We start from the raw sequence: 13,746 nt of genomic DNA on the forward strand, positions 1-13,746 counted from the left end.
ATTACAACATATCAGACGTCTTGATTACTCGTCTAAGAAGCTACGTAGCTGCTCAGAACGGCTAGGGTGACGTAGTTTACGAAGTGCTTTAGCTTCGATTTGACGAATACGCTCACGGGTAACGTCAAACTGCTTGCCTACTTCTTCAAGGGTATGATCGGTGTTCATATCAATACCGAAACGCATTCTCAATACTTTCGCTTCACGAGCGGTTAGGCCAGCTAAAACTTCTTGAGTTGCATTCTTCAAGCTGCCACCAGTAGCAGAATCAAGAGGCTGTACAATCGTACTATCTTCAATGAAGTCACCTAGATGCGAATCTTCATCATCACCTATTGGCGTTTCCATTGAGATTGGCTCTTTAGCGATCTTCAATACCTTACGAATTTTGTCTTCAGGCATGATCATGCGTTCTGACAATTCTTCTGGTGTTGGTTCGCGACCCATTTCTTGCAACATTTGACGAGAAATACGGTTTAGCTTATTAATGGTCTCGATCATGTGCACAGGAATACGAATAGTACGAGCCTGATCTGCAATTGAACGCGTGATCGCTTGACGGATCCACCAAGTAGCATAAGTAGAGAACTTATAGCCACGACGGTATTCAAACTTATCAACCGCTTTCATCAGACCAATGTTACCTTCTTGAATCAAATCCAAGAATTGTAAGCCACGGTTAGTGTACTTTTTCGCAATCGAGATAACTAAACGTAAGTTAGCTTCAACCATCTCTTTCTTAGCGCGACGAGCTTTCGCTTCGCCAATCGACATACGACGGTTAATGTCTTTTATGTCGGCTATGATCAAACCGGTTTCTTCTTCAACGGCATTCATTTTGCCGATAGCACGTTCAAGCTCTTCTTGATGCACTTTCATTTCTTCTGCATAAGGTGCATTAGAAGAAAGAATTTCAAATAACCAAACGGTACTGGTTTCATTACCAGAAAAGGCTTTAATAAAGTCTTTCTTAGGCATTTTAGCCGTAGCAACACAGTGTTTCATCACTATGCGCTCTTGTACACGGATACGATCCATCATGCTGCGCATGTTTTTAACCATGCGGTCGAATTGCTTAGGTATTAAGCGAAACTCTTTAAAAATTTCACTTAGGGCATCTATCTCTTTACGCGAATTAGCGTGTGAGCGACCTTTAGAAGCGATAACATCACGTGCTTTTTCATATTGCACACGAAGTTCTGTAAATTTCTCACGAGCCTCTTCTGGATCTGGACCTGTGTCTTCTTCTTCCTCGTCTTCATCATCGCTGTCATCACCATCATCATCTTCGTCATCTAATTCTTCTTCAGATAACTCAGAACCAACATGGGTCGCGGTGGGGGCTATGTTGTCTGCTTCGTTAGGATCGACAAAGCCGACAATGATGTCACTCAGACGAATTTCTTCGGCTTCAAACATGTCCCACTGATCAAGTAAATAGGTGATGGCTTCAGGATATTCTGCAACAGAACATTGAACCTGATTAATGCCTTCTTCTATGCGCTTGGCGATAACAATCTCGCCTTCGCGGGTTAGTAGCTCAACTGTACCCATTTCGCGCATATACATACGTACTGGGTCAGTGGTTCTACCAATTTCGCTCTCGACCGTTGCTAAGGCTTGGGCTGCTGCTTCCGCGACTTCTTCATCAGGCGCGTTTTCTTGCATTAATAGTTCGTCAGAATCGGGTGCGTTTTCAAACACCTTAATTCCCATATCGTTAATCATGCGAATGATGTCTTCGATCTGATCTGAGTCAACTATGTCTTGTGGCAGGTGATCATTTACTTCGGCAAAGGTCAAGTAGCCTTGTTCTTTACCTTTTGCAATGAGGAGTTTTATCTGCGATTGCTTGCTTTGCACCATATACCTTACACTTCTCGATTTGGGTTAAAAATGCATCCCGAGTGCGATGAAACGCACTAAAAATGCTAAATACTTTGCTTGGGCTCGAGGCTGTAGCGAATTAGCCAGTATAGCAGACTCGACCCCCTTTGGGCTATATGTTGGGTCATTTTTGTTCTTTTACAAGTAGGTTTAACTCTTGTTTTTCATCTACGCTAAGATTTCCTAAGCGCGATTTTGACAACAACTCATCCATTCTACTCTTAAAATGCCAATCTAGTAACTTGGCAAAACTGTCTTTGAAGACCATAACCTGATTTTCTTCGGCATACTCCCAGCTTAATAATTTAGATAAATTTTTACTTTGAGGATGCTCCCTAAAATACTCTAAAACATGGGCGGTATTGGCGTCAGGCTTAGCAAGGCAAAACTGAAAAAGTTCGTTAAGAAAATCTAATCCAGGTATTTGCATATTGCCCAGTGCTGCGGGGTTCGTGTGCTGGCATTGCACTGCAATCCCAGGTTGGTCTAACAACAAACGAATCATCATTCTGACCGGTGATATCTTAGCCTTATTGAGCGCTGTAAAATCCAACTTAGCGCCGGCTTTATGTTGGTCCGCTTTTGCAACGTCTTGCTCTAAGCGATGACGATTTTGGTCGCCCATATGCTTACTTAGCTCAGAGGTCAGAATAGCGCGCTGATTCTCACCTTGTATTTGTTCAATCATAGGCATCGCTTCTGCTTTTAACGCGGCTTTACCTTCAGCACTGCCAATATGATGACGCTGAAGTAAATTATCAAAAAAGAATTTCGATAAAGGAACAGCATCAATCATTAATTTTTGCTCAAAAGCGTCTTTGCCGATTTGACGTACCAAGGTATCAGGGTCTTCACCATCGGGTAGAAATAGGAATTTCATTTCAACCCCATCTTTTAGATAGGGTAGTGCATTTTCTAATGCCCGCCAGGCTGCTTCGCGGCCTGCTCGGTCTCCATCGTAACAGCACACGACTTCACTAGTGGTACGAAAAAGCATTTGTATATGTTCGGCAGTGGTAGCGGTGCCCAGAGAGGCGACTGCATATTTTATGTCAAATTGGGCAAGGGCGACCACGTCCATATAGCCCTCAACTATCATCACGCGAGGCAAATTGCGATAAGCCTGTTTAGCTTGATAAAAGCCATAAAGCTCGTTGCCTTTATGGAAAATACGCGTTTCAGGGGAGTTAAGGTATTTAGGCGTACCGTCACCTAACACGCGGCCACCAAAGCCAACAATTCGTCCGCGTTTATCCCGAATGGGAAACATAATGCGTTCGCGGAAGAAATCAAAACGACGTCGATTATCGTTTTCTGTAATTAATTTCAGGTCAAGTAATTGTTGTTGAGCCTCTGGCGTGCGGCCGAAGGTACTTAGTACAGCATCCCACTCAGTAGGGGCATAACCAATCCCAAAGGCTTTGACAACTTCGCCACTTAACCCACGTTTCTTCAAGTAATCGATGGCTTTATCTTTATCAGCGTGCACTTTAAGCTGTTGGGAAAAGTATCGAGATACGGTTTCCATTAGCTCATAGTCGTCGGATTTTTGCTGCTTTTGCGCTGGAGTCGGCGCGGGAGTAGAGTTCTTTTCTCGGGGCACATCGATACTGTGATACTGAGCTAACTCTTCAATTGCTTCTGGAAATTCTAAACGATCGTATTCCATTAAAAAGGAAATTACGTTGCCATGAGCGCCACAACCAAAGCAGTGATAAAACTGTTTGTCTTGGCTTACGGTGAAAGAAGGACTTTTTTCATTATGAAAGGGGCAGCAAGCCTGATAGTTTCTACCCGCTTTTTTGAGCTTAACGCGATTATCCACCACTTCAACTATATCGGTGCGTGCGATAAGATCATCAATAAATTCACGAGGTATACGGCCGTTCATGTCAACTTCTCAATATAATCGTGTCACTACATAAAATGATGCAGCACAGCACTATACGTGCTCTGCTTAAACAAACAAGCCGCAAATAAATGCGGCTTGTTTACAGTAAACTATGTGGGCGCCTATAAAAACATACAGGCTATCTCAAGGGTTCTAGCTAAGCTAACTTAGCTTTTATTTGACCGCTTAATTTACCCATGTCAGCTCTACCTAATACTTTAGGTTTTAGCAACGCCATGACCTTGCCCATATCCTGCATTCCGCTTGCCTGTGTATCAACCATCGCTTGGTCAATCAAGGTGCTGATTTCTTCTTCGCTCAAAGGCTGAGGCAAAAAAGTGTGCAAGATATCGATCTCGGCAAGCTCTATCGCCACTAAATCTTGACGATTAGCTTGTCCGAACTGACTCGCAGCGTCTTTTCTCTGTTTTACCATCTTAGTAAGCAAAGCAATGACATCGCTGTCGTTGAGCTTTATACGCTCATCAACTTCACGCTGTTGAACCGCTGCTAACGCCATGCGAATAGTGCCAAGACGAATTTTGTCTTTAGCGCGCATTGCGTCTTTTTGGGCATTTTTTAAATCATCTAACAAGGACATGAAATTGACTCGAAGAAATACTTAAAATGAACCTAAGATAAAACTGCAAAGGGTGTTTGATGTTCCAAACACCCTAGGAGAGAATTAGTACAATCTTATGCGACGTGCGTTTTCGCGAGACAACTTCTTCAAAAGACGTTTTTTAGCTGCTGCTTTCTTACGCTTACGTTCCCAAGTAGGTTTTTCAAAAAATTCGCGACGACGAACTTCTGAAAGAACACCTGCTTTTTCACATGAACGTTTAAAACGACGCAACGCTACGTCAAATGGTTCGTTTTCTCTAACTTTAACGATTGGCATTAAAATCTCACCTCAAAAATAAATACTTTGTCTGCCAGCGCAAAAAATAACCGGCTCGGTTAAAAATGGTGCGGAATTTTAATCATATACGCTAACAATGTAAAGACCCGATATGGGAAATATTGGAATAGACGCTGATTATTCACTCTAATATGGTGAAATCATCCCGAGAAAGGTAGAATGTGCGCCCTAACTTAACTCGGAACACCACTTCTACTATGCGCGTTATTGGTATTGAAACATCCTGTGATGAAACAGGCATCGCCGTTTACGACGAACATCAGGGCTTATTATCCCATCAACTCTATAGTCAAGTAAAGCTGCACGCAGATTATGGTGGTGTGGTACCCGAACTCGCATCCCGAGATCATGTGCGTAAAATTGTCCCGCTTATCAAGCAAGCCTTATTAGACGCCAATTGCACTCAGAAAGACATCGATGGGATTGCGTTTACCAAAGGACCTGGATTAGTAGGCGCTTTGTTAGTGGGGTCATCTGTTGCGCGTAGTTTAGCATTCGCTTGGGATATTCCAGCAATCGGTGTGCATCATATGGAAGGGCATTTGCTCGCGCCTATGTTAGACGAACCTGCCCCCGAGTTTCCATTTGTTGCCTTACTGGTATCAGGCGGTCATTCAATGATGGTACGTGTTGATGGTATTGGCCAATATGAAATTCTGGGTGAATCTGTCGATGACGCCGCCGGTGAAGCCTTCGATAAAACTGCCAAGTTACTTGGACTGGATTATCCTGGTGGGCCATTGTTAGCTAAAATGGCAGAAAAGGGCGAAGCAGGTCATTATGCATTTCCTCGGCCGATGACAGGCCGACCAGGACTAGATTTTAGTTTTAGTGGTTTAAAAACCTTTGCGGCAAATACCATTCGAAGTTCTGACCAGTCTGAGCAAACCAAGGCGAATATTGCTTTTGCGTTTCAAGAAGCGGTAGTAGATACGCTTGCCATCAAATGTAAGCGAGCATTGAAGCAAACAGGTCTAAAAAGATTAGTGATTGCAGGCGGAGTAAGTGCTAACAAGCAACTCCGTGTTGAATTCGATTTAATGATGAAAAAGCTCCAAGGTACGGTCTTTTATCCACGCTTAGAATTTTGTACTGATAACGGTGCTATGATCGCTTACGCGGGTTTGAAACGCCTTAAAGCAGGTGAGCATGAAGGACTATCGACTAAAGCGCAGCCTCGTTGGTCTTTAGACGAATTGCCCGCCATTTAAGGTCATGCCTATAAACGACGCGCAACGCAAATGCCGATAAAATACGATGCTGCGTCGTTCAATCTAAACAATGTGATTAACGTTCTGGTGAAGAAATAAAGGAGGGATGCTTAAGGTGTTATTCCTTGGTTCTACCTTTGTCCCAGACTTTACTTTCTTGACCATTTAACAAGCGGGTAATATTTTGCTTGTGACGTACGATGATAAGTAAGCAAAGCATAGTCACAGGCACGGTATAGTCCGGTTTAATAAACCAAGTAACAATCGGTGCTAGGCTGACCGAAATTATGGCTGCCAATGATGAATAACCGCTAATAAAGATCATTACTAGCCAGCAACCAAGCAGAATACTGGATAACTCCCATCCCAAAGGCAACATCGCTCCGATGGCGGTCGCCACACCTTTTCCGCCTTTAAAGTTGAAATACAGCGGATAAATATGCCCTAAACACGCTGCTAATCCTACAAGCCCTAACACGATGGGGGATAATCCTAAAAAGTATCCCAGATAAACCGGCAGGGTGCCTTTTAATACGTCAAAAATAAGCACTAAGGCTGCGGGTAGCCTACCGCCAATACGCAGTACATTTGTGGCTCCGGGGTTATTCGAGCCCGTATTTCTTGGGTCTGGTAGCCTAAATAAACGGCAGATCAATACCGCGCTGGATATTGAGCCTAAAAGATAAGCGCTACAAAAAATTAAAATGCTAAGTGACGTCATGTACTTATGTTCTGTAAACGAGGTACAATTCTTAAAGATTACCTTAAAAGTTAACCAATAACAGCGCGGATCTTTCATGGATAAAATTTACATTGAAGGCTTAGAGGTTCAGTCTCTAATAGGCGTGTACGATTGGGAGCGGGATGCGAAGCAGAGATTACTGGTCGATATTGTATTGTTCAGTGATTTAAATAAGCCGGCGTTAAGTGACAACGTAACTGACACCCTGAATTACGCTGAAGTGGCTGATGCAGTGTCAGCCGTGGCCGAAAATAGCACATTTGCACTTATAGAAGCGTTGGCGCTGGCCATGATAGAGCAAATATTCAAACAATTTCCAGTGCAAAAAATCACCCTTAAACTAAGCAAGCCAGATATTCTGCCTACTGCGACAAATGTGGCGGTAGAGTTCACTCGTGAGCGCAAAGAATGATCAGTGAAAAGATATGTCAGCACAGTATTTTTATCAGTGTAGGTAGCAATATTAATCGAGAGCAGCATATAAAATCGGGTCTAGATGCTATGCATAGGGCGTTTGGTGATCTCACACTGTCGTCGGTTTATGAAAGCAAGTCGGTAGGGTTTGACGGCAATAATTTTTATAATTTAGTCGTGCAAGCGACCACCGAGCACTCTATTGCTGAAGTTGTTAATATTTTAAAAAACATTGAAGCGAAAAATTTACGCACACGGGAAAGTAAAAAATTTGCCCCGCGCACACTCGATCTTGATTTACTGACATTTGACGATGTCATTATGCAAGTACCTATGGAACTTCCTCGCGCGGAGATCCTATATAATGCCTTTGTATTGCAGCCACTAGCGGAAATTGCACCTGAAGTAGAACATCCGCTCGTTAAAAAAAGTTACCTTACACTTTGGCAACAATACGATAAGTCCCAACAACAGTTATGGCCAATTACATTTACATGGAGCGCTAGTCGCCAATGACTCTTACTGAAATTATTATTCTTGCAATTATCCAAGGTATTACTGAGTTTTTACCTATTTCGAGCTCAGCTCATCTTATTTTACCCTCGGTACTCTTAGGTTGGGATAATCAAGGGTTGGCGTTCGACGTCGCTGTTCACGTGGGTAGTTTACTCGCTGTTATGATTTACTTCCGTGGCGATATCGGCCGCATGCTGGTGGCTTGGTTTGGTTCAGGTTTTAGCCGCAATCAAACAGATGACAGTCGTTTAGCTTGGTGGGTTATTATTGCTACTATTCCGGCGTTAATTTTTGGTTTTGCTGGTAAAGCCTTTATTGAGGAATATGCACGTTCGGCGCTGGTAATAGCTTGCACAACCATCGGCTTCGGTTTGCTATTATGGTATGCCGACAAAAAAGCAGCACTGAATAAACATATATACGATATGACATGGAAAAGCGCTCTTATTGTGGGCATGGCGCAAGCTGTGGCGCTTATACCGGGTACGTCGCGTTCAGGGATCACCATGACTGCAGGGTTAATGCTAGGCCTTGACCGAGAGAGCGCCGCTCGCTTCTCATTTTTGTTGTCGATACCTGTGATCTTAGGTGCTGGGCTATTGGCCACTCTGGATTTAGTCAGTTCACCCGATGCCGTTGATTGGAATGCATTACTTTTTGGCGCCGCATTATCTTTTGTTAGCGCGTATGCATGTATTTATCTATTCCTAACGTGGATTTCACGTATGGGCATGACGCCATTTGTGATCTATCGCATGGTGTTAGGTGCGATCCTATTATGGTTTGTATTCGCTTAACGGCGACGAAAAAGGAGTATCAGAATGAGTGACACTATTTTTACTAAGATCATTAACAAAGACATCCCCGCAGAGATTTTATATGAAGATGATATCGCTTTGGCGTTTAAAGATATTAATCCTCAAGCGCCGATGCACTTTTTAGTTATACCGAAAAAAGCGATTGCCACTATCAATGATATTGAAAGAGAAGATCGTGAAATGGTTGGGCATTTATCATGGGTTGCGGCCCATATACTCAAAGAGCATGGTTTAGCGGAACAAGGGTTTCGAACAGTAATGAACTGTAACGAATATGGTGGACAAACTGTGTACCATATTCACTTACACGTTTTGGCTGGAAAACCCCTTGGTTGGCCGCCCTATAGTGACAAGCTAAAAATCGAGTAATCGAGTAAAAGGCAAAGTAACCAAATGAAAACGTTCCTTTGCCTTATTCAGTATTATTCGTTCTTGCTACTAAGACGTAATACTCGCGCTTTGTTGCGCTAGTTTAAGGCAAGGCTTCTTGATAAAGCTCACAACGTCCTGCTCAATTATCGGTTTAGAAAAATAGAAACCTTGAGAAAAGTGTACGCCTAGTTTTTGCAGGGCTATCGCTTGCTCTTTGGTTTCCACTCCCTCCGCCACTACTAAATAATCAAATGCATGAGCAATATTGATAACCGCCTTTACGATGGCTAAGCCGCTTGAATCTAGACGACTAATAAACGAACGATCGATTTTAACGGTATTAACGGCTAGATCTTGCATAACAGATAAAGACGAATACTCAGTACCAAAATCATCGATTGAGACTTTAATACCTCGGCTTTGTAATATTTTGATCCGGTCTATCATGATGTCTTTATCAAATGAAAAGACCGACTCGGTGATCTCTAAGTGTAATAGTGTCGGTTTGAGGCCACTGGCGAGCAGCGCTTCTTCAACAATATTTATAAAATCATCTGCCTGTAATTGGCTTACAGATACGTTGACACTCACCGCTATGGGTTTAGGCCAAGAAGCTGCGACAATACACGACCTGTTTAATACCCAAGTACCAATTTTCCGAATTAAACCGTGTTGCTCTGCGATAGGAATAAATTCCACCGGAGAAATATGCTCTTCGTCTTTTTTCCAGCGTAAAAGGGCTTCAAATGCACATATTTCACTGTTGTCAGAAGCCATTATAGGTTGAAAACACAGACTCAGTTCTTTGTTTTCCAGGGCTCTTGCTAAACCATCTTTGAGAAATTGTTCTCGGGTCAACATGCTACCCAATTCCTTTGAAAAGACCCCAGAGGTAGAAATAGCGCGCTTCTTTTGATGATACATAGCCATGTCGGCAAGCTGAATAAGCTTTAGTTCGTTGTCGGCATGTTGTGGATAAAGCGAGATACCTATTGTTGCGCCCAGAGAAAGCTGAGCATTATCAAATAAATACGCTTCTGATATAAAATCGATTAAGGTTTTTGCTTGGGCAACCGCTGCAGATTGTTGCGTATTGGGCAGGGCAATTAAGAATTCATCACCACCCCAACGACATAATAATTGTTGATCTTCGCAATGTTCTTTTAAACGCAGGGCGGTTTGCGTCAGTATCTGGTCACCAGCATCGTGACCAATGGTGTCATTAATTTTTTTAAAACCATCTAAATCGATAAATAACAATGCCATGGGTTGATGTTTCTCAATACACGTATTGAGCGTCGACTTTAAATGGTTTAAAAAAGCAGTGCGATTGAATAGGCCAGTTAATGGGTCAAGGTTTGAGAGTTCGTATATTTTACGCGTACGCTTTTCTACCTGCGCTTCCATATGTTGTACAAGCAGCGCATTCTCATTTTTTAGACGTATCGCTTGGCTAGTAAATTCAGCCGCTTTTTTGGCACTGATGCTCATCACTAATCCAAACGAGATACCTAATACGCCTAACACTTGGCGGTAATCATCATTAGATAACAGTAATGCAATTGAAAAAGGTACTAGCAAGATAAACGAATAAGCCATAGCGGTTTTTTTATGTGCAGCTAGAACACTTGCTGCGCCTCCGGCCATGGCTGCGACAATAATAATGGTACTGGCTAACTCTACGGTATCTGCGGTCGAGTAAACACCTAAGCAGTAAACACACCACATTATTGCGGTAGCAAAAGTACCTGTTATAAATCGTAGAATAGCGCGTCGACCGTCATATTCTTGGCCTTTTTGTTTGATGCGCCACCAAGTTGAATCAATAAATCGGATGATAATGACTACAACCATTACAGCCCACCAAGCGTATTTAAAGCTTGCTAAATTGGAGTTGTCAAAAGCGAAAACCAGCATGGTTGCAGCAAAGAAAGAAACAAGAATACCGCCGATGCTATTTTGGTAGAGCATTGCGGCGGCGTCTTGTTGGGCTTTTTTGTTAAGAGATTGATTGCTGTTAATAATATTTACTTCCCTACAGCCGGTATAGCAATTAATTTAGCACAGCCAATCATATCTATAGCATATTAATCGGTCAATTAGACAAATGACTATCTAAACCGAGCACCTTTTTACCCTGTTCAAACGTGATGTCGACAGGAATGTTTGCGTCAGTCAGGCGTTGTAAGTCATTGGCAAGCGTCGCTTTAATTATGCCTTTTTCTGCCACTAGAGTGCTCACGCCGTCGTAATCACCGTCGCCTTGTAAAGTGAGTATTTCCCTTGATAACGCATCGATGGCTTCACCCATTCTATTCATGTTCACTGCGTATAAACCCTCAGCATTACGGCTAAATGCACCATGTTCTTGGAAGAAATTAAAGCGGATCATATTCGCTTTTCCGTGGGCGCTTGATGCACCAAAGCGCACTGAACGGAAAATCCCAGCCATAAATGTGGTGTAATAATCTTCGAGTTTACCTTCTGTGATAACACCTTTATCTAATAGTTGGCTCACCATATATAATCCCAAGATATCTGCTTTGCCTTCTTCCAATGCTGAAGCATGCTCTTTTAGGGCTTGGCGCACGGTGCCTTTGCCGTTAATCGTGTTTTTAACGCCCAACCCGTGTGCGACTTCATGAAACATGGTATTAGCAAAAAACGCATCAAAGGTAATGTTATCTCGTTGTTCGGGGACCATCAATTGTTGGGCGATAGGCACTAAAATATTCTCAAACTTAGCCCGCATTGCGTTTTTAAGTTGCAGGCGGCGAGTGCCTTTTTCCAATTGCACATGCTCATCATTTGGCAAGTTAATGGCAATTGTTTTGCTGCCAGCATTTGAATGACCTGCGTAATAGATCACATCGTATGCGTTTAAGTCAGCATTGGCCCCCGGCATTTCCTGCTTATAAATATCAGAAACCGGTAAGTTAGTTTGTAGCTCGGGCAAGTAAGCTGCATATTTGCTCAGGCGTTCACTCCAGCTGAGATCTTTAAGTAGTACGTAAGCCTCAAACGCCGCCCGATAGCCAAATAGCTGGTCTTCATAAGTTTCTATAGGCCCTATGACTAATTCAATGGGGTTGCTTTTCATGTCCATCCAAGCGAAATCAGAAATCTGATATTCATTGCTTAGTAACGCATCTGCACGTAAGCGTAAGTAGTTCGCAAAAGTGGCATCATCGGCAAGCTCAGCCGCTTGTTTTAATAAGGTCGCCGCTTTTTGTAATGGAGCAGCAAAGTACTGTGCATAGGGTATGGCTTCCAAGGAACCGTCTTGGCTGCGCACAACCATAGAATAAAGGCCCGTTTTATCGGCAAATTCGCTGTTTTCAAATTCTGCTTTGCTCATGTCTTGAGGGTAAAACTTAGCGCCTAGTGGCTTTTCTTCGGTGTTATTTAAAAATGGCTTATCACCGTTTAACCGATCCCAAGGGCCGTAGTTAATATCCGCAAAGCGACGCACGTCATTATTGCTAATACGGCTTAAAAATTGGTCTTTATCTGAGCCATAAGCTTGCTGCCAAAATAATTCGTCCATAATTTGGCTTGCGTCGATCAACAGCGCTAGCATGTTTTTTTGATTGTTAGAAAGAGACGTTAAGTCAGCGGTTAATAGCACGGATTGATATATATCTAAGCGATTTTTAGCATCAGGAAGCACATGAAGAGATGATGAAGCTACAATAGGTTTAGGTAAGGCGCTTGAAACTGAATTTGTCGATGAAGCACAGCCCGAGGTCAATGCGGCTAAGCATATCGTGCTGACAATGGATTTTTTCCACATGATGAAACCTTAAAATGGTAAAAGTAAGCATTCTTTTATCATGACAAAAGCGTCGAGTAAATTAGCTAAGCGCACAGATATTTTTAAAGTCTCATCGTAGAAGTAAAATTCTATGTTAGGATTATTTGAACGTCGCGGATGAAACAGCACAAGCTATTCTAAAAATAGCTTCGTCAATAATATCAAACGCTTGGATGCATATTGCTGCTAGGTAGCCTATATAGGCCAGCTAGCTTAATATTAAGTGACACTCAATAGGTTGAAACATGTCTACAGAAAATGCGTTATTAACCATCTTGGTCGAAAAAATTAACAACGATACGTTAGTCTTACCAACGCTCCCGGCGATCGCATTGAAAGTGCGTAAAGCCGCTGATGATCCGAATATCAATCTAAATGCGATGGCTGATGTGATTGGGCAAGACCCTTCGCTTTGTGCGCGTATGATCAAGATATCTAACAGTTCTTATATGGGCCGCAGTGTCAAAGTGACCTCTACCTCGCAAGCTGTAACGCGTATCGGTCTGCGTCAGATTAAAAATATTGCCACCGCGCTCGCCATGGAGCAGTTGTTTGTATCGAAAAACGAGATCGTGAAAATCTATTTGGACGATGTGTGGCAGCAGAATTTGAAAGTGGTTGCTGCAGCGATGGCTGTGATGCAACTGCATGTCAAAGAAACAAAGAATCGTACCCTGAATCTTGACACCATGACCTTAGCGGCACTAGTTCACAATATCGGTGTATTGCCTATTCTGACCGAAGCAGAGCGTCACCCAGAAGTATTCGCTAATCCTACATTCTTAAATGTGGCAATCGATAAATTAGCGGGTCGAATTGGCGCAAGTATTATGCGCGAATGGGGCTTTGAAAATGAATTTGTCAGCGTAGCGAGAAGTTGGAGCGATATGACGGTGCAAACGAACCTGATTTCATATCTTGATTTCACGCGTTTAGGTGCGGTTATGGCCGGACAATTTGATAGTCAAAAAGATACGATCCTAAATTTAGCCGTTCAAAAAGAAATATTTAAAGACTTGTCAGTTCTGCAATCTGATGATTATCAGGAATTATACGATAGTGCACTCGCTATTTTTGCATAGAACTTAGCAGGAACTATTATTGTGCAATAAAGTAAAAAGCCAGCTTCAGCTGGCTTTTTTTATAAGGTTTGATTTAA

At 42.6% G+C, this 13,746-nt stretch carries 13 protein-coding genes; 6 read left to right on the top strand and 7 right to left on the bottom strand.

Going from position 1 to position 13,746, the window contains the following annotated elements:
- Window positions 1-24: 24 nt before the first annotated feature.
- The 4 genes from rpoD to rpsU all read right to left on the bottom strand — a co-directional run bounded on the left by rpoD (window position 25) and on the right by rpsU (window position 4,679).
- Window positions 25-1,866 carry an RNA polymerase sigma factor RpoD gene (rpoD, locus tag GQR89_RS04565; protein WP_199271373.1) on the bottom strand — a complete coding sequence of 614 codons (1,842 nt, stop codon included), beginning with the start codon at window positions 1,864-1,866 and terminating at the stop codon, window positions 25-27.
- 145 nt (window positions 1,867-2,011) lie between these two features.
- A complete protein-coding gene (gene dnaG / locus GQR89_RS04570; protein ID WP_158768965.1) occupies window positions 2,012-3,778 on the bottom strand; it encodes a DNA primase in 1,767 nt (588 codons plus the stop codon).
- 157 nt (window positions 3,779-3,935) lie between these two features.
- Window positions 3,936-4,379 (bottom strand): GatB/YqeY domain-containing protein, encoded by a 444-nt coding sequence (locus tag GQR89_RS04575; protein WP_158768966.1) that lies wholly within the window; start codon window positions 4,377-4,379, stop codon window positions 3,936-3,938.
- Window positions 4,380-4,463: 84 nt separating this feature from the next.
- Complete coding sequence (gene rpsU, locus GQR89_RS04580) at window positions 4,464-4,679, bottom strand: 30S ribosomal protein S21 (protein ID WP_006991319.1); 216 nt, start codon at window positions 4,677-4,679, stop codon at window positions 4,464-4,466.
- A gap of 218 nt (window positions 4,680-4,897) precedes the next feature.
- On the opposite strand from rpsU, the gene tsaD reads away from it, so the two are divergent.
- The gene (gene tsaD, locus GQR89_RS04585; RefSeq protein WP_158772129.1) at window positions 4,898-5,911 is read left to right on the top strand and encodes a tRNA (adenosine(37)-N6)-threonylcarbamoyltransferase complex transferase subunit TsaD; all 1,014 of its coding nucleotides are present in this window, start codon (window positions 4,898-4,900) and stop codon (window positions 5,909-5,911) included.
- A 118-nt stretch (window positions 5,912-6,029) separates the two neighbouring features.
- On the opposite strand, the gene plsY is transcribed toward tsaD, so the two are convergent.
- Complete coding sequence (gene plsY, locus GQR89_RS04590; RefSeq protein ID WP_158768967.1) at window positions 6,030-6,632, bottom strand: glycerol-3-phosphate 1-O-acyltransferase PlsY; 603 nt, start codon at window positions 6,630-6,632, stop codon at window positions 6,030-6,032.
- Window positions 6,633-6,708: 76 nt separating this feature from the next.
- On the opposite strand from plsY, the gene folB reads away from it, so the two are divergent.
- Genes folB through GQR89_RS04610 form a run of 4 tightly spaced genes read left to right on the top strand, consistent with a single transcriptional unit; the run spans window position 6,709 to window position 8,770 of the window.
- Window positions 6,709-7,065, top strand: a complete 357-nt coding sequence (gene folB, locus GQR89_RS04595; RefSeq protein ID WP_158768968.1) for a dihydroneopterin aldolase — start codon at window positions 6,709-6,711, stop codon at window positions 7,063-7,065.
- Window positions 7,062-7,583 carry a 2-amino-4-hydroxy-6-hydroxymethyldihydropteridine diphosphokinase gene (gene folK / locus GQR89_RS04600; RefSeq protein ID WP_199271374.1) on the top strand — a complete coding sequence of 174 codons (522 nt, stop codon included), beginning with the start codon at window positions 7,062-7,064 and terminating at the stop codon, window positions 7,581-7,583. The genes folB and folK overlap by 4 nt, the downstream gene beginning before the upstream one ends.
- Complete coding sequence (locus GQR89_RS04605) at window positions 7,580-8,380, top strand: undecaprenyl-diphosphate phosphatase (RefSeq protein ID WP_158768969.1); 801 nt, start codon at window positions 7,580-7,582, stop codon at window positions 8,378-8,380. The genes folK and GQR89_RS04605 overlap by 4 nt, the downstream gene beginning before the upstream one ends.
- 24 nt (window positions 8,381-8,404) lie before the next feature.
- Window positions 8,405-8,770 carry a histidine triad nucleotide-binding protein gene (locus GQR89_RS04610; protein ID WP_158768970.1) on the top strand — a complete coding sequence of 122 codons (366 nt, stop codon included), beginning with the start codon at window positions 8,405-8,407 and terminating at the stop codon, window positions 8,768-8,770.
- 69 nt (window positions 8,771-8,839) lie between these two features.
- On the opposite strand, the gene GQR89_RS04615 is transcribed toward GQR89_RS04610, so the two are convergent.
- Together GQR89_RS04615 and GQR89_RS04620 are read right to left on the bottom strand one after the other, a co-directional pair.
- Window positions 8,840-10,744 (bottom strand): bifunctional diguanylate cyclase/phosphodiesterase, encoded by a 1,905-nt coding sequence (locus GQR89_RS04615; protein WP_233269079.1) that lies wholly within the window; start codon window positions 10,742-10,744, stop codon window positions 8,840-8,842.
- A 124-nt stretch (window positions 10,745-10,868) separates the two neighbouring features.
- Window positions 10,869-12,566 carry a Zn-dependent hydrolase gene (locus GQR89_RS04620; RefSeq protein ID WP_158768971.1) on the bottom strand — a complete coding sequence of 566 codons (1,698 nt, stop codon included), beginning with the start codon at window positions 12,564-12,566 and terminating at the stop codon, window positions 10,869-10,871.
- 266 nt (window positions 12,567-12,832) lie between these two features.
- On the opposite strand from GQR89_RS04620, the gene GQR89_RS04625 reads away from it, so the two are divergent.
- Entirely contained in the window at window positions 12,833-13,669 is an 837-nt protein-coding gene (locus GQR89_RS04625) for an HDOD domain-containing protein (protein ID WP_158768972.1), read from the top strand.
- Window positions 13,670-13,746 lie beyond the last annotated feature (77 nt).

The sequence above is a fragment of the Paraglaciecola sp. L1A13 genome, assembly GCF_009796745.1.
In the GTDB taxonomy this organism is placed as follows: Bacteria; Pseudomonadota; Gammaproteobacteria; order Enterobacterales; family Alteromonadaceae; genus Paraglaciecola.